The sequence below is a fragment of the Zestomonas insulae genome (assembly GCF_016901015.1).
GTDB lineage: Bacteria > Pseudomonadota > Gammaproteobacteria > Pseudomonadales > Pseudomonadaceae > Aquipseudomonas > Aquipseudomonas insulae.
In genome coordinates, this window is sequence record NZ_JAFEUP010000001.1 from 454,624 (window position 1) to 472,692 (window position 18,069).

At 67.1% G+C, this 18,069-nt stretch carries 22 protein-coding genes; 4 read left to right on the forward strand and 18 right to left on the reverse strand.

What is annotated here, in order from left to right:
- Positions 1 to 35 precede the first annotated feature (35 nt).
- Together JQX08_RS02190 and rnd are read right to left on the reverse strand one after the other, a co-directional pair.
- Positions 36 to 329 carry a YcgL domain-containing protein gene (locus tag JQX08_RS02190; RefSeq protein ID WP_204914382.1) on the reverse strand — a complete coding sequence of 98 codons (294 nt, stop codon included), beginning with the start codon at positions 327 to 329 and terminating at the stop codon, positions 36 to 38.
- Positions 326 to 1,465, reverse strand: coding sequence for a ribonuclease D (gene rnd / locus JQX08_RS02195; protein ID WP_204914384.1), 1,140 nt, complete (start codon positions 1,463 to 1,465; stop codon positions 326 to 328). Before rnd ends, JQX08_RS02190 begins: the two co-directional genes overlap by 4 nt.
- 131 nt (positions 1,466 to 1,596) lie before the next feature.
- On the opposite strand from rnd, the gene JQX08_RS02200 reads away from it, so the two are divergent.
- Complete coding sequence (locus tag JQX08_RS02200) at positions 1,597 to 2,655, forward strand: SMP-30/gluconolactonase/LRE family protein (protein WP_204914385.1); 1,059 nt, start codon at positions 1,597 to 1,599, stop codon at positions 2,653 to 2,655.
- Between the two features lie 56 nt (positions 2,656 to 2,711).
- Here the strand turns inward: JQX08_RS02200 and JQX08_RS02205 are convergent, their stop codons facing one another.
- A complete protein-coding gene (locus JQX08_RS02205; protein WP_204914387.1) occupies positions 2,712 to 3,509 on the reverse strand; it encodes a lysophospholipid acyltransferase family protein in 798 nt (265 codons plus the stop codon).
- A gap of 72 nt (positions 3,510 to 3,581) precedes the next feature.
- Here JQX08_RS02205 and JQX08_RS02210 point away from each other — a divergent pair, with 72 nt between their 5' ends.
- The 3 genes from JQX08_RS02210 (at position 3,582) to JQX08_RS02220 (ending at position 6,727) form a co-directional block, all read left to right on the forward strand.
- A complete protein-coding gene (locus JQX08_RS02210; protein WP_204914388.1) occupies positions 3,582 to 4,436 on the forward strand; it encodes a sulfurtransferase in 855 nt (284 codons plus the stop codon).
- A 378-nt stretch (positions 4,437 to 4,814) separates the two neighbouring features.
- Positions 4,815 to 5,294 (forward strand): hypothetical protein, encoded by a 480-nt coding sequence (locus tag JQX08_RS02215; RefSeq protein ID WP_204914389.1) that lies wholly within the window; start codon positions 4,815 to 4,817, stop codon positions 5,292 to 5,294.
- A 152-nt stretch (positions 5,295 to 5,446) separates the two neighbouring features.
- Entirely contained in the window at positions 5,447 to 6,727 is a 1,281-nt protein-coding gene (locus tag JQX08_RS02220; protein ID WP_204914390.1) for an OmpP1/FadL family transporter, read from the forward strand.
- A 60-nt stretch (positions 6,728 to 6,787) separates the two neighbouring features.
- Here JQX08_RS02220 and JQX08_RS02225 read toward each other — a convergent pair whose 3' ends face one another.
- The 15 genes from JQX08_RS02225 to ccmA form a co-directional block, all read right to left on the reverse strand.
- A complete protein-coding gene (locus tag JQX08_RS02225) occupies positions 6,788 to 7,843 on the reverse strand; it encodes a lipase secretion chaperone (protein ID WP_204914391.1) in 1,056 nt (351 codons plus the stop codon).
- A gap of 86 nt (positions 7,844 to 7,929) precedes the next feature.
- Positions 7,930 to 8,478, reverse strand: a complete 549-nt coding sequence (locus JQX08_RS02230; protein WP_204914392.1) for a glutathione peroxidase — start codon at positions 8,476 to 8,478, stop codon at positions 7,930 to 7,932.
- A gap of 61 nt (positions 8,479 to 8,539) precedes the next feature.
- On the reverse strand, positions 8,540 to 8,665 hold the full coding sequence (locus JQX08_RS22330; protein ID WP_283246496.1) for a hypothetical protein: 126 nt from the start codon (positions 8,663 to 8,665) through the stop codon (positions 8,540 to 8,542).
- Complete coding sequence (locus tag JQX08_RS02235) at positions 8,662 to 9,870, reverse strand: MFS transporter (RefSeq protein WP_204914393.1); 1,209 nt, start codon at positions 9,868 to 9,870, stop codon at positions 8,662 to 8,664. Before JQX08_RS02235 ends, JQX08_RS22330 begins: the two co-directional genes overlap by 4 nt.
- 45 nt (positions 9,871 to 9,915) lie before the next feature.
- Positions 9,916 to 10,329: a MarR family winged helix-turn-helix transcriptional regulator gene (locus JQX08_RS02240; RefSeq protein WP_204914396.1), complete on the reverse strand. Its 414-nt coding sequence runs from the start codon at positions 10,327 to 10,329 to the stop codon at positions 9,916 to 9,918.
- Between the two features lie 258 nt (positions 10,330 to 10,587).
- The gene (locus JQX08_RS02245) at positions 10,588 to 11,001 is read right to left on the reverse strand and encodes a hypothetical protein (protein WP_204914398.1); all 414 of its coding nucleotides are present in this window, start codon (positions 10,999 to 11,001) and stop codon (positions 10,588 to 10,590) included.
- A gap of 12 nt (positions 11,002 to 11,013) precedes the next feature.
- The gene (gene ccmI / locus JQX08_RS02250) at positions 11,014 to 12,249 is read right to left on the reverse strand and encodes a c-type cytochrome biogenesis protein CcmI (RefSeq protein WP_204914399.1); all 1,236 of its coding nucleotides are present in this window, start codon (positions 12,247 to 12,249) and stop codon (positions 11,014 to 11,016) included.
- A complete protein-coding gene (locus tag JQX08_RS02255) occupies positions 12,242 to 12,736 on the reverse strand; it encodes a cytochrome c-type biogenesis protein (protein WP_204914400.1) in 495 nt (164 codons plus the stop codon). The genes ccmI and JQX08_RS02255 overlap by 8 nt, the downstream gene beginning before the upstream one ends.
- Positions 12,733 to 13,263 (reverse strand): DsbE family thiol:disulfide interchange protein, encoded by a 531-nt coding sequence (locus tag JQX08_RS02260; protein WP_204914401.1) that lies wholly within the window; start codon positions 13,261 to 13,263, stop codon positions 12,733 to 12,735. Before JQX08_RS02260 ends, JQX08_RS02255 begins: the two co-directional genes overlap by 4 nt.
- Complete coding sequence (locus tag JQX08_RS02265; RefSeq protein ID WP_430472491.1) at positions 13,260 to 15,248, reverse strand: heme lyase CcmF/NrfE family subunit; 1,989 nt, start codon at positions 15,246 to 15,248, stop codon at positions 13,260 to 13,262. The genes JQX08_RS02260 and JQX08_RS02265 overlap by 4 nt, the downstream gene beginning before the upstream one ends.
- Positions 15,249 to 15,250: 2 nt before the next feature.
- Positions 15,251 to 15,718, reverse strand: coding sequence for a cytochrome c maturation protein CcmE (ccmE, locus tag JQX08_RS02270; protein ID WP_204914402.1), 468 nt, complete (start codon positions 15,716 to 15,718; stop codon positions 15,251 to 15,253).
- Positions 15,715 to 15,891: a heme exporter protein CcmD gene (gene ccmD / locus JQX08_RS02275; protein ID WP_204914403.1), complete on the reverse strand. Its 177-nt coding sequence runs from the start codon at positions 15,889 to 15,891 to the stop codon at positions 15,715 to 15,717. The genes ccmE and ccmD overlap by 4 nt, the downstream gene beginning before the upstream one ends.
- Complete coding sequence (locus JQX08_RS02280; protein ID WP_204914404.1) at positions 15,888 to 16,646, reverse strand: heme ABC transporter permease CcmC; 759 nt, start codon at positions 16,644 to 16,646, stop codon at positions 15,888 to 15,890. The genes ccmD and JQX08_RS02280 overlap by 4 nt, the downstream gene beginning before the upstream one ends.
- 11 nt (positions 16,647 to 16,657) lie before the next feature.
- On the reverse strand, positions 16,658 to 17,329 hold the full coding sequence (gene ccmB / locus JQX08_RS02285) for a heme exporter protein CcmB (protein ID WP_204914405.1): 672 nt from the start codon (positions 17,327 to 17,329) through the stop codon (positions 16,658 to 16,660).
- Entirely contained in the window at positions 17,326 to 17,961 is a 636-nt protein-coding gene (gene ccmA, locus JQX08_RS02290) for a cytochrome c biogenesis heme-transporting ATPase CcmA (protein WP_430472492.1), read from the reverse strand. The genes ccmB and ccmA overlap by 4 nt, the downstream gene beginning before the upstream one ends.
- Positions 17,962 to 18,069 lie beyond the last annotated feature (108 nt).

Below are 18,069 nucleotides of genomic sequence, written 5' to 3' on the forward strand. Positions count from 1 at the left end.
GCGGCCGGGCGTGGAATCGACAGGGAAAGGCTAGGTCAGACGGGGTCGTTGCGGCGCAGCAGCTCGTCCGGCAGGTGCTCGATGTATTCTTCTTCCGCCGGCGGCATCTGCAGGTGGAAGCCTTGCTTGTCGAGGTTGTCCAGCACCTGGTGGATGTCCTCGCGGGCCAGCTGGCGCTCCGGGCTGAGGACCAGGTCGAAGGCGTGCTGCGGCGTGCCGAACGCGCTGAGCAGCGCCGGCGGTACGCGCTTCAGGGCGTCGGCCTTGAGCACGTAGAGGTACATTTCGTTCTTGCGGGTGCTCTTGTAGATGGAGCAGATACGTTTCATGCCTGTTCTCCCGGCACAGCGCCGGCCAAGGTATCGAGCAGGGCCTGGCCCATGCGCTCGCGCCGCCAGCCGCGCAGCGACTCGGGCAGATGGTAGGGACCGTTGGGGAAGCCGGTTTTCAGCAGGGCTTCGAGGGTTTTCTTGCGCAGCATCAGCTCGGGCGCCATTGCCAGGCGTTCGGCTTCACGCTGACCGACGCTGCGCAGCTTCTTCAGCAGCGCGGAGGCCTCCAAGGGCAGCGGCTCGGGCAGGGCCTCGGGCCAGTCCTGCTTGGGCAGCGCGGCGGCGTCCCTGACCAGCTGCAGGATGAACTCGCCATCCTGGCGCACGGTGCGCGGATGCATGTCCTCGATGCGCGCCAGGCTGACCAGGTCGCTCGGCTGGAAACGCGCCAGCGGCCACAGCGAGGCCTCGCGCAGCACGCGGTTGCGCGGCAGGTCGCGCTCGCGGGCCTGCTGCTCGCGCCAGGTGCACAGCGCGCGCATCACCGCGAGCTGCGCCGGGGCCAGTTTCCAGGCCAGCTTGGCGTCGCGGTAGGCCTCTTCGGCCGGCGTCACGCGGCGCTGGTTGGCGACCAGTTCATCGCCATCTTCCAGCAGCCAGGCGAGTTTCTCGGCGGACAACTTGGCCAGCAGCGCTTCGTAGACTTCCGCGAGGTGCAGCACGTCTTCCGCGGCGTAGCTGACCTGAGTCGGCGACAGCGGCCGCTGCAGCCAGTCGGAGCGCGTCTCGCCCTTGGGTAGTTCGACGCCGAGCACTTCCTGGACCAGGCGCGAGTAGCCCATGGAAAAGCCCAGGTTGAGGTAGGCGGCGGCCAGCTGGGTGTCGAATAGCGGCGCCGGCAAGGCGCCGGTCAGGCGCAGGAACACCTCGAGGTCCTCGCTGCAGGCGTGCAGCACCTTGACCACCGCCGGGTTCTCCAGCAGCGCGGCGAACGGCTGCCAGTCGCCGATCAGCAACGGGTCGATCAGGAAGGCGGCGCGGCCGTCGCCGACCTGCACCAGACCGGCCTGCGGGAAGAAGGTGTCGACCCGCACGAACTCGGTGTCCAGTACGACGTACGGCAACTGCTGCCAGGCGGCGCAATGCTGCGCCAGGCTGGCATCGTCGCGGATCCAGGTGATATCGATAGCCACAGGGCTCTCCTTTGCGAAGGCGCGCAGTATATCCACCCCGGCAATGCACGGATATTCACGGCTTGTTCGCCCAGGCCGGTATTCCTATGCTGCTCGCGCTTGTCCGACAAAAATCAGAATAAAGGAATGTCATGAAAAAGCTTCTTGGACTCGTTGTCCTGGTCCTGGCCGCGCTCGCCGGCTATCTGTTGCTGATCCCCAGTCCGATCGACCCGCTGGCCTGGGAAGCGCCCGCCGCCCCGCCGATGACCGGCGTCATGGAACCCAACGACACGCTGATGAAGGCCGAACTGCTCGGCCAGGGGCAGATCCACGGCCCGGAAGACACCGCGGTGGACAGCCAGGGCCGCGTCTACGCCGGCCTGCACAACGGCAAGGTGGTGCGCATCGGCGCCGACGGCAAGGCGGAAACCTTCGCCGACACCGGTGGCCGCCCGCTGGGCATGGAGTTCGACGCGCAGGGCAACCTGATCGTCGCCGACTCCTATAAAGGCCTGCTGCGCATCGACCCGCAGGGCAACATCAGCGTGCTCAGCCACGAGGCGGACGGTGTGCCGTTCCGCTTCACCGACGACCTGGACATCGCCCGCGACGGGCGCATCTACTTCAGCGACGCCTCGACCTTCGAGCAACCGGACTACCTGCTCGACCTGCTCGAAGCGCGCCCGCACGGCCGCCTGCTGCGCTACGACCCGGCCACCGGCAAGACCGAAACCCTGCTCAAGGACCTGTACTTCGGCAACGGCGTGGCGCTGTCGGCCAACGAAGACTTCGTGCTGATCAACGAAACCTACCGCTACCGCATCACCCGCTACTGGCTGAAGGGCGACAAGGCCGGCCAGCACGACATCTTCATCGACAACCTGCCCGGCCTGCCGGACAACCTGCAAGGCGACCACGCCGGCACCTTCTGGGTCGCCCTGCCCTCGCCGCGCAAGTCCGACGCCGACTTCCTGCACCGCCATCCGTGGCTCAAGGCGCAGATCGCCAAGCTGCCGCGCGCGCTGTGGCCGAAGGCGATTCCCTACGGCCTGGCCATCGCCATCGACGAGAACGGCAAGATCGTACGCAGCCTGCATGACACCAGCGGCAGCCACCTACGCATGATCACCTCGGTCAAGCCGGTGGGTGACTACCTGTACCTCGGCAGTCTGGAGAACGACCGGATCGGCAAGCTGAAGATCAACTAAGCGCTGCACGCACAAAGAAGCCCGCCAATCGGCGGGCTTTTTCTTGGCCGAACGGCTCAGGCGCAACCGGCGTGCGGCAACGGCTCGCCGACTGGCGCGGGTTGTGGCGCACTGTCGAGCAGCGCCTGCATGCGCACGCGGGTCTCGCCCATCAGCGCCTCGAGTTGCTCGACGTCGTAGCGGCTAGCATCCAGCGCCTCGCCGACCCACAGGTGCACCGGCTGGCCCAGGTTGAAGCGCCAGGTGCGCGCCGGCAGCACGTTGTGGATGCCGCTGATGGCCACCGGAATGATCACCGCGCCGGTGTCCACGGCCAGGTGGAAGCAGCCCTTCTTGAACGGCAGCAACTGGCCATCCGCCGAACGCGTGCCCTCCGGCGCGGCCCACAGCACGATGCCGCTTTCCATCATCTGCCGGGCGCGGGCCAAGTCAAGCAGGGCCTGCTGGCGGTTGTGGCGGTCGAGCGATGGGAATTCGGCGGCGCGCATGGCCCGGCCGAGGAACGGAATGCGGAACAGCTCCTTCTTCGCCAGCATGCGGATCGACCCGGGCAGCGCAACGAACGTGGCCGGGATGTCGTAGTGGCTGGAATGGCTGCAGAGGATCAGGTAGCGGCGGCCGTCGTTGAAGTCCGGCAGGCTGCCGTCCACGCTCAGTTGCATGCGCACCAGGCGCAGCAATGCGGCCGACCAGCGCCGCGTGTAGCCATCGACGTCCTGGCGACGCAGGCGGCCGACCACGGCCCGGCCAATGACTTTCAGGCAGTAATACAGCGTCACCAGCAGCGAACCCAGCACCACGCCGAGACGGCGGGCCAGGGTGGCGGTTTCGGTGACAGGTTGCAGGCGCAGCATCGAATGCTCCCCTCTCTTCTTATCGTCGAGACTATGATGCCCACTGACTTTCAAACGACACAGGAGTTCGTCATGCCGCTCGCGCAACTGATCACCCCGGAGCAACTCGCCGCCCGCCTGCAGCAACCCGGGCTGGTGCTGCTGGACTGCCGCTTCGCGCTGGAAGACATCAGTTACGGGCAGCGCAGCTATGCCGAAGCGCATATCCCCGGCGCGCAGTTCGCCGACCTGGAACACGACCTCTCCGGGCCAGTGCGCAAAGGCGTGAGCGGCCGCCACCCACTGCCGGAGCCGGCTCGCCTGATCGAGCGGCTGCGTGACTGGGGCATCGACAACACCAGCGACATCGTCCTCTACGACGACGGCCCCGGCGCTTTCGCCGCCCGTGCCTGGTGGCTGCTGGCGTGGCTCGGCAAGCGCGACGGCGTGTTCCTTCTCGATGGCGGGCTGAACGCCTGGCGCGCCGCCGGCCTGCCGCTGACACATGACGTCCTGGCCGCGCCGCGCGGCAGCTTCCAGGGCAGCCCGGATGCCGGCCTGGTGCTCAGCGCCGCCGAGCTGCAGGCACGCCTCGGCCAGCCGGCGCTGACCTTGCTGGACGCCCGCGGCCTGCCGCGCTTTCGCGGCGAAGTCGAACCGATCGACCCGGTTGCCGGGCATATTCCCGGCGCGCGCTGCGCCGCCTTCACCGACAACCTCGGCAGCGACGGGCGCTTCCTCCCCGCCGCGCAACTGCAGCAGCGCTTCGCCGGGTTGCTCGCTGGCCAGCCGGCCGAGCAGCTGGTGGCCTACTGCGGCTCCGGCGTCACGGCCTGCCACAACCTGTTCGCCCTGAGCCTCGCCGGCTACCCGCTGGCGCCGCTGTACGCCGGCTCGTGGAGCGAGTGGATCACCGATCCGGCGCGGCCCGTCGCCACCGGCGATTGAGCGACGGCGGCTCACTAGCACCTCCGCGCGGCCCGAGTCGCCGCGCGGTGGCTTCGGCATCTCGACCATCCCCCTATTGGCAGCCGGCTGGCCGCCACTGAGCCATGCCGGCGACAACGGCTGGGCTGCTGACGCCGTTGCTACGCGGTCTCTGGCGCCGGCTGCACGTCGACTGAACAGCCGCTCTTTAAGCATTCAGGGCTATATGGGTTATGCCTTAAATGTGTAATTGATTTAAAAACAGGCCTTTACAGTAAAAACATCCCACTACACTTCAACATGAGCGGCTAACCCCGCTTCCGGTGGGGCCTTTCCGAGAACAGTAAAAAAAGCTGCCATGCGCCCCGGCCTCACCGGCACCCTTTCCACGAGGTCGGTATGGGCATCGCAGCCAGTGAACTTACCCAACACGTGATCCGCCCTACCCTCCTCTACCTGGGCTGTCATTCCGCGAGCGCGGAAGCCCTGCTGCTCGGCACCGCCGCCTGTCAGTCGGCGCTCGGCTCCGCCCTCGACGACTCGCAAGGCCACGGCCTCTACCGGATCGGCGACGTTCGCCACCGTTTGCTTTGGGACCATCACCTCGCGCTCGACCCGGAACTCGCCAGCCGAGTGCGCGGTCTAGCCAGTCAGCACGCCTTCCTTTCGGCGCCGCACCTCGAATTGACCGTCAACCTGCGCTATGCCACCGCTATCGCCTGGTTGCTGGTGCAGGTCGAGGAAACACCGCTGCCGCCGCCCGACGACCTGATCGGCCTGGCGCAGATCTGGCGTCAGGTGTTCCAGCCGCAGGGCCAGGTGCGCGATTTTCTGAACGCCTGGCGGCATTGCATCGGCCACCTCAGCCACGTCGCCTAGAGGGGCTGTTTCGGGGCGAAAGACATTCGCAAATTCCCCGCAAGATGCCATCAAAGTGCCGTTATTTGTCAGACAATCCAGCAATATCAATTGTGGAAAGCCCCTCTGAATCCTGCTAGTTTTCGCCCCGCTTTCCGTCCCTGGAGTCCTTCATGAAACAAGTTTGGTTCAAGTCCACCCTCGCCCTGACCATCAGCGCTCTCTCCACCTATAGCCTGGCGGGTGGCTTTGCCATCAACGAACAAAGCATCAGCGGCATGGGCACTTCCTACGCCGGCCGTTCGTCGTCTGCTGACGATGCTTCCACCGTGTTCGGCAACCCGGCCGGGATGTCGCGTCTGAAGCGCGAGCAGGTCAGCTTCGGCGCCGCGGCGATCATCGCCAAGACCGACATCGACCACGCCAGCGGCACGTTTGCCGGCAGCAACGACGGCGACATGGTGCCGTTCACCGCCGTGCCGATGGGCTACTACGTCAAGCCGATCGACGACCAGTGGGCCTTCGGCCTCGGCGTATACGTGCCGTTCGGCCTGATCACCGACTACGAAGGCGGCTTCCAGGGCCGCTTCTACGGCGACTACAGCGAAGTGCGGGTGATCACCACCCAGCCGACCGTCAGCTACCGCTTCAACGACCAGTTGTCGCTGGGCCTCGGCCTGACCATCAACCGCATCGATGGCAAGCTGGAAAGCGCGGTCGCCTCGCCGATCCCCGGTGGCGCGGAAAGCCGTGTGAAGATCAAGGGCGACGACACGGCGGTCGGCTACAACATCGGCGTGCTCTACGAGTTCACCCCGCAGACCCGCGCCGGCCTGACCTACCACTCCAAGGTCGACTACACCCTGGAAGGCGACACCAAGATCAGCGGCAACAACCCGGCGCTAGGCAACTTCGGCATCGGCGCCTACGGCAAGTACGACGCCTCGCTGGACCTGACCACCCCGGAATCGGTCGACCTGTCGCTGACCCACGACATCGACGAGCGCTGGACCGTGTATGCCGGCAGCACCTTCACCCGCTGGAGCCGCCTGAAGGACATCACCGTCGAGAACGAAGGCGTGCGCGCCGGCCCGGCCTCGGCAACCTTCGGCACCATCACCGAAGAGCAGAACTGGCACGACACCTGGTCCTACGCCGTGGGCGCGGCCTACAAGCTGAACCCCGAGTGGGTGCTGCGCGCCGGTCTGGCCTTCGACCAGTCGCCGGTCAACAACCAGGATCGCTCGCCACGCATTCCCAGCAACGACCGCAAGGCGTTCAGCCTGGGCGCGGCGTGGAGCCCGAACGAGGACATCACCGTCGACCTGGCCTACTCCTACCTGCAAGAGGACGACGCCAAGATCAACGACGTGAAAGCTGGCAAGGGCGCCTACCGTGCGACCTACGAGAACAGCGCACACGGCCTCGGCGCACAGCTGACCTACCGCTTCTAAGCTTCTGCGTTATGCACCACGGGCCAGCCTTGCGCTGGCCCGTGGCGTTTCTAGCGCCGCTCAGCGGCTCGCGCCACGCTGCTCGAGGAAGTCGGCGCGGGCGTCGAGGGCCTGCACCTTGAACTGCTCGGCGGCGGCGAAGCGGCGCTCGCGCAACGCCAGAATTTCCGTCTGTTGCTGCGCAGTGGGCAAGCCGCTGCCGAGCAACGACTGCAGCTCCTGACGATAGTCCGCGTATTGCTGCTGCCAGACGCGCGCCTCGCGCTGTTCGGCAAGCTGGCGCTCGACCTCGCCGGCGTCATGCCGACGCGCCAGCAACTCGCGCACCTGCACCTCGTCAGCCCCGTCGCTGAGCAGCCGGCGCAGCTCATCCTGCTCCTCGCGCTCGGCTTGCGCCTCCTGCAGGCGCGCCTGTTCGGCCGCCGGCAAACCCTCGCGCAAGGCCTGTGCGGCAGCCGCGCGCGCCTCCGGCGAAAGATCATCGCGCAACTCCAGGGACAGGTTGTCGAGGGTGAAGCGTTCCTGCGCCTCTTCCGCGGCGAAGAACGCCGCGGCCGCCAGCGGCCCCAACCGTTCACGGCGCAGGCTGACCTTGCGTTCCAGACCATCGCGCAACACTTGCAGCTGGTGATCCGGCGCGCCGTCCAGCGGCACCGCTGGCGCCGGCTCCTGCAAGGTCGCCTGCAGGTAGGCGAGGTAGCCGCTGAGCAGTTGCGACAGCTGACCGAGCGCCGGCTCCTTGAGGCGCGTGCCGGCATCGCTGACCAAGGCCCGCACGCTGGCATCCAGCCCCTGCTCTTCGGTCTTGGCCAGATAGCCATCGAAGTAGTCGCGCAGGCCGCGCTCGATCAGCAGATTGCCTTGGGCATCGGTGCGCGGCGCGTCCCCCTGATTGGCTGACGCGGTCTGCTTGGTTGTGGGCGTGGCGGGCGCCGCCGCGACCGCCGCCGCGACCGCCGCCGCGGGACGCAGCGGTGCGGGGGCCACGCCGTTCGCCGCCGCGCTGACCTGAACTGCGGGTTGCACATCCGGCCAGCGCAGCAGCAGCGTTACGGCGATACAGGCACCGGCCAGGACCAGCGCACCACCCAGCAAAACGCGGTCGGAAAGGGACATGCGGGCCTCGTCATGGCAGCAGCGATAGCGCCCGAGCCTGCCACAGCACCGCCACCCCCACTAACCCCGAACGGGTGGCGCGGCAGTCAGGGTTGCGAGGCGATCGCCTGCTCCAGGGCTTCGCGCAGGCTGTCGCTGTCCGGCTTGGTCAGGCTGGAAAAGCTCGCCACCACCTTGCCCTGGCGGTCGACCACATACTTGTAGAAGTTCCAGCGCGGCGCACCGCTCTGTTCGGCGAGCTGCTTGAACAGCGGAATCGCCTGCTCGCCGGTGACCACCTGCGGTTCGGTCATGGTGAAGGTTACGCCGTAGTTGGCGTAGCAGACCTTGGCGGTCTCGGCGGTGTCGGCGGCTTCCTGCTTGAAGTCGTTGGACGGCACGCCCAGCACTTCGAGGCCCTGCCCCTGGTACTGCTTGTACAGCGTCTCGAGGCCCTTGAACTGCGGGGCGAAACCGCAGTGGCTGGCAGTGTTGACGATCAGCAGCGGCTTGCCGGCAAAGCGCTCGCACAGGTCGACGCTTTCCTTGGCGCGCAGCTTGGGCAGCTCGCCCTGCAGCAAGGCGGGACACTCCGCCAACACCGGGCCGGCAACGGCGGCGAGCAGCAACGCGGCGAACAGACGGGACGACTTCATGGCGCAAATCCTGTGCAGATGATGATCGACTAACGCTACGCGCAGTCACCCGTCACGGCAATCAGCAGGCGCCCATGCCCAACTGCATCAGCGCCAGGCCGCCGCGCTGCCAGCCCCACCAGATCAGCGCCAGCACCACTAGGCCGACCAGCAGCACGGCGAGCAGGCCTCCGTGCTTGGCGATCATGCGACACCGCCGGCCATCTGCAGACGCGCCACCGGCCGCTCGCGCACCGGCCAGTTGAGCACCGCGGCCATCAGGCTGAGGCCGATGGAAATCTGCCAGACCAGGTCGTAGCTGCCGGTGTGGTCATACAGGTAGCCGCCCAGCCAGCCGCCGAGGAAGGCACCCAGCTGGTGGAAGAGGAACACGATGCCACCGAGCATCGACAGGTTGCGCACGCCGAACAGGGTGGCCACCGTGCCGTTGGTCAGCGGCACGGTGGACAGCCACAGCAGGCCCATGGCGATGCCGAACGCATAGGCGCTCCACACGCTCAGCGGCACGGCGAGGAAGGCGACGATCACCACCCCGCGCAGCAGGTATAGCGCGGTGAGCAGGCGCGGCTTGGACATCCGCCCGCCGAGCCAACCGGCCAGGTAGGTGCCGAAGATATTGAATAGGCCGACCAGCGCCAGCACCGTGGTGCCGACCGAGGCCGGCAGGTGCTGGTCGACCAGGTAGGCCGGCAGGTGCACGCCGATGAACACCACCTGGAAGCCGCAGACGAAGAAGCCCAGCGCCAGCAGCCAGAAGCCGGAATGGCCGACCGCCTCGCGCAGCGCCTCGCCGAGGGTCTGCTCGCCGGCCACGGCGGGCATTGGCTGGTCCTTCAATAGACCAGCCAGCGGCACGATCAGCGCTACCAGCAAGCCGAGCGCGAGCAGTGCCGCCGACCAGCCGAGCCAGCTGATCAGACCCAGGGTGCCGGGCAGCATGGCGAACTGGCCGAACGAGCCGGCGGCCGCGGCGATACCCATGGCCATGCTGCGCTTCTCGATCGGCACCGCGCGGCCGACCACGCCGAGCAGCACCGAGAACGAGGTGCCGGACAGGCCGATGCCGATCAACAGCCCGGCGCTCAGCGACAGCGACCAGGCCGAATCGGCAGAGCCCATCAGCGCCAGTCCCAGGGCATACAGCACACCGCCGACGATCACCGTGCGGGTCGCCCCAAAGCGGTCGGCCAGCGCCCCGGCGAACGGCTGGGCGAGGCCCCAGATCAGGTTCTGCAGGGCGATGGCGAAGGCGAACACCTCGCGGCCCCAGCCGAAGTCGGCGCTCATCGGTGCGAGGAACAAACCGAATCCATGGCGAATGCCGAGCGACAGCGCGAGGATCAGCGCCGCCCCCAAGAGAACCCAACCGCTAGCACGCCAGAGCGAAGTCATAAGAATCTTCCTTTCCGGGTAGGTACCCGTTTTATCGCGAAAAAATCAGTCGATGGTTTCCAGATCGTCGAGCAGCAGCATCAGCGCTTCGCGCTTCGACTCGCCGAGGCGCTGGCTCATCTGCGTCTGCGCCTGCGCCCAGGCCAGCTTGGCGCGGGCGAAAGTCTGCGCGCCGTGCGGCGTGAGATGCACCAGGCGATGACGCTGATCGGTGCCGCCGTCGAGGCTGAGCAGCCCCGCCGTTTCGAGCACGCGCAGGTTGCGACCGAGGGTACTGCGATCCAGGCCCATGGCCTCGGCCAGGTCGGAAATGCTCGGCTGGTCGAGCCGCTCCAGGTGGCGCAGCAACGAGTACTGCGCCGCGTTGAGGCCGACCTCGGCGAGCGCGTCGTCGTACAGTTTGGTCACCGTCCGCGCCGCGCGGCGCAGTTTGGTGCAGAGGCAATGAGTGGTCAGCATGGATAGGTGTATATACCCGCAAATCATCTTCGGCAAGCCCTATAAACTTTCGCTGACCAGAAGCTGCTGCGACCTGTCACCGCGGAAAAGCGACGCCCAAAGGAATGAGGAACAAGCACTCAAGCCCGGATGTTAATGGCAGCCCGCGAGCAGAAGCTCCAAATTATTCTGGATTGGCAAGCCGGATCGGAGTGCTGCTCACGCAGGATGCGCTAAACGAACAGCCTCGACGTGCGCAGCCGCGATTTCCACTGAGCCTTACTGCGCGTAGCGCCGCGACAGGCCCGGCGGCACGCCGCTGCTGTCGGTTTCCTGCCAGGGCCCCTGCGGGCCGTTCGACCAGAACCAGCCGCCGTCCCAGCGGTAGTAGGTGCGCTCGCGGTAATAAACGTCCGGCACCTTCTCCAGCACGTAGACGCCGAGGCCGGTGTCCCAGTGGCAGTTGCCGCCCGGCGGCGGCGCGTAGCGCGGGTGCGCCTTCATGGTGGTCGGCGGTTTCGGCGTCGACGGAATGGTCGGCATCGGCGGCCGCGGCGTCGGGGTCTGGGTGCTCGGCGCCGGTGCCGGCGTTTGCGGCAGCGGCGCCGGATAGTCCGGCGCGGGGCGTTGCGAGGTGCAGCCGGCCAGACCGACCAGCAGCCCTACAGCGAGAAATTGCACGGTCGGTTTCATGGCGTTGCTCCGTTACTGGTCGGGGCTGTCGATGCTCAGCTGCTGCAGGTCACGCGTGCTGCTGGCCAGCGGCTGGCTGCGGCCGATCCATTCGCCGTCGGTGGCCTTGCCGGAGCGCGAGACGCGCGCCACCAATTGAACCTGCGGGAAGGCGGAAAGTTTCAGCTGCGGCATCATCGCGTCGGCATCGCTGAGTTCCACCTCGGCCGGTAGGTCGGCAACCGTCATGCGCTTGACCGCCAGCGGCATCGGCGGACCGTTGCTGGCACGCGCGAAGACGAACACGCTGTCGCCCGGCTGGACCTTGTCCTTGAGGCTGGCCGCCAGGTTGACCCGTACTTTCAGCGTAGCGCCGTCAGTGCTCGCGGCAACCGCCGGCGGCGATGGCTGCGCCACTTGCGGCGGTGCGGGCTCGACGCCGCCGACCTGCTGCTGACGCGCGCGGGCGCGCTCCACGCCACCCTGGATCGCGGCCCGCGAAGGGTCCTCGGCCGGCAGCACGGCGATCAGCCGCTCCCAGTAGCCGATCGCGTCCTTGAAGCGCTGGTCCTCGAAGGCGGCGATGCCGAGCAGGCCAAGGCTAGTGACTTCCTCGGCGTCCTTCTTCAGCGCCTCGTCGGTCAGCGCCTGGATCTGCGGCGAGAACTTGCGTTCGCCGGCGAAATACAGCGCCTGCGCCCACTGGCCGAGCACTTCCGGCTGGTGCTCGGAGAGCAGCGCGGCATGCTCGAAAGCCTTGGCCGCGTCCGCCGCGCGCTGCTGGGCCATGTAGGTGCGACCGAGGAAGTACCAGGCCTCAGCGGAGTCCGGCTGGGCCTTGACGGTCTGTTCCAGGCGCGCAGTCATGTCTTCGATGCTGCGCGGCATCTGGCTGAATTCGCGGGTCAGTTCGACCTTGTCGCTGGCGCCCCAGTGCAGGTACAGGCCCAGCGCGAGCACCGGCACCAGCAGCGCGGCAACCAGCGGCACCGCGCGACCGAGCCGCGAACTGCGTGCGGCCTCGGTGCCTTCGGTATCGGCGAGCAGTTCGCGCGCGGCTTCGGCGCGGCCGCCTTCAAGTTGCTCGGCAGTCAGCACGCCGGCCGCGTGCTGGCCAGTCAGCTCGTCCAAGCGCTCTTCGTAGAGCGCCACGTTGAGCGCCGTGCGGTCTTCTTCGCGCTGTACGCGACGACCACGCAGCACCGGAATCAGCAGGAATGCCAGGGCCACCAGCAACAACAGGCCGGCGGCGAGCCAGAAATCAATCATTCGAGGTTTTTTCCGCGGAGGTGGAATTCAGCAGGGCGTCGAGACGGGCGCGCTCCTGCTCGGAAAGCTGGACGTCGGCAACCGCGGCGTTCTCCACCCGGCGCCGGCGCAGGACGATCACCCCGAGCACCAGCAGGCCGCCGCCGAGCAGCACGTACGGGCCGTACCAGAGCAGCCAGGTGCGTGCATTGACCGGCGGCTTGTAGCGCACGAAATCGCCGTAGCGGTCGACCATGAACTCGACGATCTGCTGGTTGCTCTGCCCTTCGCCGAGCATGCGATGGATCTCGCGGCGCAGGTCGGCGGCGATCGGCGCGTTGGAGTCGGCGATGTCCTGGTTCTGGCACTTCGGGCAGCGCAGTTCCTTGGTCAGCTGGGTGAAGCGCTCGCGCTGCGCGTCGTTGGCAAACTCGTAGGTGTCGATGGCGGCCTGCGCGATGCCGTAGAGGCCAAGGGTCAGCGCCGCGGCGGCGAGCAGGCGCTTCATTGTTCGTCCACCAGGGCCTGGTAGGCCGGGGCGAGCTTCTCGCGCCAGACCGTTTCGTCGATCACTCCGACGTACTTGTCGCGGATCACGCCCTTGCGGTCGACCAGGTAGGTTTCCGGTGCGCCGTACACGCCGAGGTCGAGGCCGAGGCTGCCCTGCGCGTCATTGATGTTGAGTTGGTAGGGGTTGTGGAACTCCTGCAGCCATTTCAGCGCGGCGGCGTTGTCGTCCTTGTAGTTGACCCCGACGATGCGCACGCCCTGCCCGGCCAGCTTGTTGAGCACCGGGTGCTCCACGCGGCAGGAGATGCACCAGGTCGCCCAGACGTTGAGCAGCGCCGGCTGACCCTGCAGGTCGGCCTGGGTGAGGGTCTTGTCGCCCTGCACGCTGGGCAGCGAGAAGGCCGGCACCGGCTTGCCGATCAGCGCCGACGGCAGCAGCGACGGGTCCTTGAACAGGCCGCTGTAAAGGAACACGGCGACGCCGAGGAAGATCGCCAGGGGAATCAACAGCACCAACCGCTTCATGCTTGCGCTCCAGCCAGACCGAGCGCTTCACGCACGCGGGTGGTTACCTTGACCCGATAGCGCCGGTCGAGCGCCGCGAGCAGGCCGCCGAAACCGGTCAGCAGGCCGCCGAACCAGATCCAGCGCACATAGGGTTTGACGTGCACGCGGACCGCCCAGGCGCCATTGCCCAGCGGCTCGCCGAGGGCCACGTAGAGGTCGCGGCTGAAACCGGCATCGATGCCGGCCTCGGTCATCACCGATTGCTGCACGGAGTAGAGGCGCTTCTCCGGGTGCAGCACGGTCACTTCACGGTCGCCCTGCAGGACGCGGACGGTGCCCTTGTCGGAGGTGAAGTTGGGCCCCTCGAAGTGCGCGGCGCCCTCGAAGACGAAGCGGTAGCCGGCCAGTTCGACCGACTCGCCGGGTGCCAGGCGCAGGTCGCGCTCGGCGCTGCCCTGGCTGGACAGCACCACGCCGAGGGCGCAGACGGCGATGCCGAAGTGCGCCAGTTGCATGCCCCAGTAGCTGCTGTTGAGCTTGCGCATACCCTTGAGCAGGCCGGTGTGGCGGGTCTTGTCGAGCAGGTCGCGCACTCCGGCGAACACCACCCAAGCGGCCAGCAGGCAGGCTGCCAGCACACCCCAGTGGAAGTCGCCGAGCAGGAAGCTGGCCACGCCACCGAGCACCACGCTGGCAATCAGCACCGGGCCGAGCATACCGAGCAGCCAGTTCAGCGGGGTGTCCTTCCAGCGCACGATCACGCCGACCGCCAGCACCAGCATGAGGATCGCCATCAGCGGCAGGAACAGCGCATTGAAGTACGGCGGGCCGACCGACAGCTTGGCGCCGGTCAGTGCGTCGAGCACCAGCGGATACAGGGTGCCGAGCAGGATCATCGAAGCAGCCACCACCAGCACCAAGTTGTTGACCAGCAGCAGGGTCTCACGCGACCACAGGCCGAAGCCGACCTGGCTCTTGACCACCGGCGCACGGATGGCGAACAGGGTCAGCGAACCGCCGACCACCAGCAGCAGGAAGGCGAGGATGAACACGCCACGCGCCGGGTCGGAGGCGAACGCGTGCACCGACGTCAGTACCCCGGAACGCACCAGGAAGGTCCCGAGCAGCGACAGCGAGAACGCTGCGATGGCCAGCAGCACGGTCCAGCTCTTGAACACGCCGCGCTTCTCGGTCACTGCCAGCGAATGGATCAGCGCGGTGCCGACCAGCCAGGGCATGAACGAGGCATTTTCCACCGGGTCCCAGAACCACCAGCCGCCCCAGCCCAGTTCGTAATAGGCCCACCAGGAGCCGAGGGTGATGCCGATGCCGAGGAACGCCCAGGCGACCATGGTCCACGGCCGCGACCAGCGCGCCCAGGCGGCGTCCAGGCGCCCGCCGAGCAAGGCGGCGATGGCGAAGGCAAAGGCCACCGAGAAGCCCACGTAGCCCATGTACAGCATCGGCGGGTGGATGATCAGGCCGATGTCCTGCAGCAGCGGGTTGAGGTCGTTGCCGTCCGCCGGGGTGTTGGGCAGCAGGCGCTCGAAGGGGTTGGAGGTAACGATCAGGAACAGCAGGAAGCCGATGCTGATCATGCCCATTACCGCCAGCACGCGGGCCAGCATGGCTTGAGGCAGCTGACGGGAGAAGATCGACACCGCGAAGGTCCAGCCACCGAGGATCAGTGCCCAGAGCAGCAGCGAGCCTTCGTGGGCGCCCCACACGGCGCTGAACTTGTAGTACCAGGGCAGCGCGCTGTTGGAGTTGCTCGCCACATAGCGCACCGAGAAATCGTCGACCATGAACGCCCAGGTCAGGCAGGCGAAGGCGAACACCAGGAAGGCGAACTGGCCCCAGGCGGCCGGCTGCGCCAGACCCATCCAGTGCCGATCACCGCGCCAGGCGCCGATCAGCGGCAAACTGGCCTGCACGATGGCGAAGCACAGGGCGAGAATCATCGCCAGGTGGCCCAGTTCGGGCACCAGCAGCATGGCATTCATGCTCAACCCTCCTTCTTCGCGGGCGGCGTGCTGCCGTCGGGCAGCTTGCCGCTGTCCTTCAGCGCCTTGGTGACTTCCGGCGGCATGTACTTCTCGTCGTGCTTGGCGAGGACTTCATCGGCGATCAGCACACCCTCGGCGTCCAGCTTGCCGAGCGCGACGATGCCCTGCCCTTCGCGGAACAGGTCGGGGAGGATGCCCTGGTACTGGATGGTCACGTCCTTTGCGAAGTCGGTGACCACGAAGCGCACCACCAGAGAATCCGGCGAGCGCTCCAGCGAGCCCTTCTTGACCATGCCGCCGGCACGGATGCGGGTGTCGTGCGGCACTTCACCGTTGGCGATCTGGGTCGGCGTGTAGAACAGGTTGATGTTCTGCTGCAGGGCGCTCAGCGCCAGGGCCACGGCCACGCCGAAACCGGCGAGGATGCCGAGGATGATGATCAGACGCTTCTTGCGCAGCGGATTCACGACTTGTTCTCCCGGCGCAGACGACGCGCCTCTTCTTGCAGATAACGACGCCGCGCCAGCCAGGGCAGCGCGACGTTGAGGAGCAGCACGCTCAGGCTGATGCCGTAGGCGGTCCACACGTACAGGCCGTGGTGGCCCATGGCGAGGAAATCGGCGAAGGATGCGAAGCTCATTTTACGCCTCCCAGCTGCTTGCCGATCTCGGCCTTGACCCAGCTGCTACGCGCCTCGCGCTTGAGCACTTCGAGGCGCATGCGCATGAGCAGTACGGCGCCGAAGAAGCAGTAGAAGCCGAGCACCATGACCAGCAGCGGCAGCCACATTTCCACCGGCATCGCCGGTTTCTCGGTGAGCTTGAAAGTGGCCGGCTGGTGCAGGGTGTTCCACCACTCCACCGAGTACTTGATGATCGGGATGTTGATCACCCCGACGATGGCCAGCACCGCGCAGGCCTTGGCGGCGCTGTCGCGGTTGCTGATCGCCTGGCCGAGGGCGATCACACCGAAATACAGGAACAGCAGGATCAGCATCGAGGTCAGTCGGGCATCCCAGACCCACCACGAACCCCAGGTCGGCTTGCCCCAGATGGCCCCAGTGAGCAGTGCGATCACTGTCATCCAGGCCCCGAACGGCGCGGCCTGCTGGAGGAATACATCGGCCAGCTTCATCTTCCACACCAGCCCGACCACCCCGGCCACCGCCAGCATGATGTAGCAGGACTGGGCGAGGATCGCCGCCGGCACGTGGATGTAAATGATCCGGAAGCTATTGCCCTGCTGGTAGTCCGGCGGCGCGAACGCCAGGCCCCAGACCAGACCAACGGCGAGCAGCAGCGCGGCGGCAATCGCCAGCCAGGGCAGCCAGCGCCCGCTCTTTTCGTAGAACCACTTGGGCGAACCCCATTTGTGAAACCAGGACCAATTCATCACGGTGACTCTAGTTATTCGCCGACGCTGATAGTCAGGCCGGCGGCGATGGCAAAGGGTGTCAGGGTCACCGCCAGGGCGGTGAGGCTGGCCAGCCACAACAGGTGGCCGAGCGCCGGCAGTCCTTGCAGGGAAGCTTGCAACGCACCGCTGCCGAGAATCAGCACCGGGATGTACAGCGGCAGAATCAGCAGCGCCAGCAGCAGGCCGCCGCGCTTCAGGCCGACCGTCAGCGCCGCACCGACCGCGCCGAGCAGGCTCAGCACCGGCGTGCCGAGCAGCAGCGACAGCAGCAGCACCGGCAGGCAGCGCGCCGGCAGGCCCAGCATCAGCGCCAGCACCGGCGCCAGCACCACCAGCGCCAGCCCGGAAAACAGCCAGTGTGCCAGCACCTTGGCCAACACCAGAAGGGGCAACGGGTGCGACGAAAGGACCCACTGCTCCAGCGAGCCGTCCTCGAAATCACTGCGGAACAGGCCGTCCAGCGACAGCAGCACGGCCAGCAGCGCCGCTACCCAGACCAGGCCCGGTGACAAGGTCTGCAACAATTGAGTTTCCGGGCCAACGGCGAGCGGGAACAGCGCCACCACGATAGCGAAGAACACCAGCGGGTTGGCCAATTCCGCCGGACGGCGGAACAGCAGACGAGCTTCGCGGGCGACCAGCAGGGTAAAGACGTTGCTCATGCCGCGCGGCGCCCCAGGTCAAGATCGCGATAGCCGCTCGGCGTCAGGGCCAGCGTGTGGTGGGTGGTCAGCACCACCAGGCCGCCCTGCTCGCAGTGGCGGGCCAGGTGCGCCTCGAGTTGGGCGACGCCCTGCTTGTCGAGGGCGGTGAAGGGCTCGTCGAGAATCCACAGCGGCGGCGCGTCGAGGTACAGGCGTGCCAGCGCGACACGGCGCTGCTGGCCGGCGGACAGTGTGTGGCACGGCACGTCTTCGAAGCCGCGCAGACCGACCGCCTCCAGCGCCTGCCAGATCGCCGCGCGCTCGGCCGGCTCGTGCAGGGCGCACAGCCAGGCGAGGTTCTCCTCGGCGGTGAGCAGGCCCTTGATCCCGGCGGCATGACCGATCCACAACAGGTTGCGCGCCAGCTCGCCACGCAGCTTGTCCAGCGGCTGGGCGTTCAGGCGCACCTCGCCGGAGGTCGGGCGCATCAGCCCGGACAACAGGCGCAGCAGGCTGGTCTTGCCGCTGCCGTTCGGCCCGCTGACCTGCAGCATGTCGCCGCCGTGCAAACTCAGGTCGAGCCCCTCGAACAGCAGGCGCCAATCACGCTCACAGGCGAGTGCCACGGTTTCGAGTACTGGACTGGTCACGGCATGCGGGTCCACAGGCATTCAAGTCGGCAGGGGGTCGGCCGCTATACTGGCATACGCCGGCTGTCCGGCCGGCCAGAGCGGATAGCGCGAGAGCGGGAAACGGGC

Bases quoted from the DNA above. Each gene is read 5' to 3' on its own strand.
- JQX08_RS02260 (WP_204914401.1), bottom strand. From the start codon at position 13,263: ATGAAGCGGTTGGTGCTGTTGATTCCCCTGGCGATCTTCCTCGGCGTC.
- JQX08_RS02190 (WP_204914382.1), bottom strand. From the start codon at position 329: ATGAAACGTATCTGCTCCATCTACAAGAGCACCCGCAAGAACGAAATG.
- ccmI (WP_204914399.1), bottom strand. From the start codon at position 12,249: ATGATTGATTTCTGGCTCGCCGCCGGCCTGTTGTTGCTGGTGGCCCTG.
- ccmD (WP_204914403.1), bottom strand. From the start codon at position 15,891: ATGAGCTTCGCATCCTTCGCCGATTTCCTCGCCATGGGCCACCACGGC.
- JQX08_RS02215 (WP_204914389.1), top strand. From the start codon at position 4,815: ATGGGCATCGCAGCCAGTGAACTTACCCAACACGTGATCCGCCCTACC.
- ccmB (WP_204914405.1), bottom strand. From the start codon at position 17,329: ATGAGCAACGTCTTTACCCTGCTGGTCGCCCGCGAAGCTCGTCTGCTG.
- JQX08_RS02265 (WP_430472491.1), bottom strand. From the start codon at position 15,248: ATGAATGCCATGCTGCTGGTGCCCGAACTGGGCCACCTGGCGATGATT.
- JQX08_RS02220 (WP_204914390.1), top strand. From the start codon at position 5,447: ATGAAACAAGTTTGGTTCAAGTCCACCCTCGCCCTGACCATCAGCGCT.
- JQX08_RS22330 (WP_283246496.1), bottom strand. From the start codon at position 8,665: ATGATCGCCAAGCACGGAGGCCTGCTCGCCGTGCTGCTGGTCGGCCTA.
- JQX08_RS02225 (WP_204914391.1), bottom strand. From the start codon at position 7,843: ATGTCCCTTTCCGACCGCGTTTTGCTGGGTGGTGCGCTGGTCCTGGCC.
- JQX08_RS02240 (WP_204914396.1), bottom strand. From the start codon at position 10,329: ATGCTGACCACTCATTGCCTCTGCACCAAACTGCGCCGCGCGGCGCGG.
- JQX08_RS02255 (WP_204914400.1), bottom strand. From the start codon at position 12,736: ATGAAGCGCCTGCTCGCCGCCGCGGCGCTGACCCTTGGCCTCTACGGC.
- JQX08_RS02200 (WP_204914385.1), top strand. From the start codon at position 1,597: ATGAAAAAGCTTCTTGGACTCGTTGTCCTGGTCCTGGCCGCGCTCGCC.
- JQX08_RS02235 (WP_204914393.1), bottom strand. From the start codon at position 9,870: ATGACTTCGCTCTGGCGTGCTAGCGGTTGGGTTCTCTTGGGGGCGGCG.
- JQX08_RS02210 (WP_204914388.1), top strand. From the start codon at position 3,582: ATGCCGCTCGCGCAACTGATCACCCCGGAGCAACTCGCCGCCCGCCTG.
- JQX08_RS02245 (WP_204914398.1), bottom strand. From the start codon at position 11,001: ATGAAACCGACCGTGCAATTTCTCGCTGTAGGGCTGCTGGTCGGTCTG.
- JQX08_RS02205 (WP_204914387.1), bottom strand. From the start codon at position 3,509: ATGCTGCGCCTGCAACCTGTCACCGAAACCGCCACCCTGGCCCGCCGT.
- JQX08_RS02230 (WP_204914392.1), bottom strand. From the start codon at position 8,478: ATGAAGTCGTCCCGTCTGTTCGCCGCGTTGCTGCTCGCCGCCGTTGCC.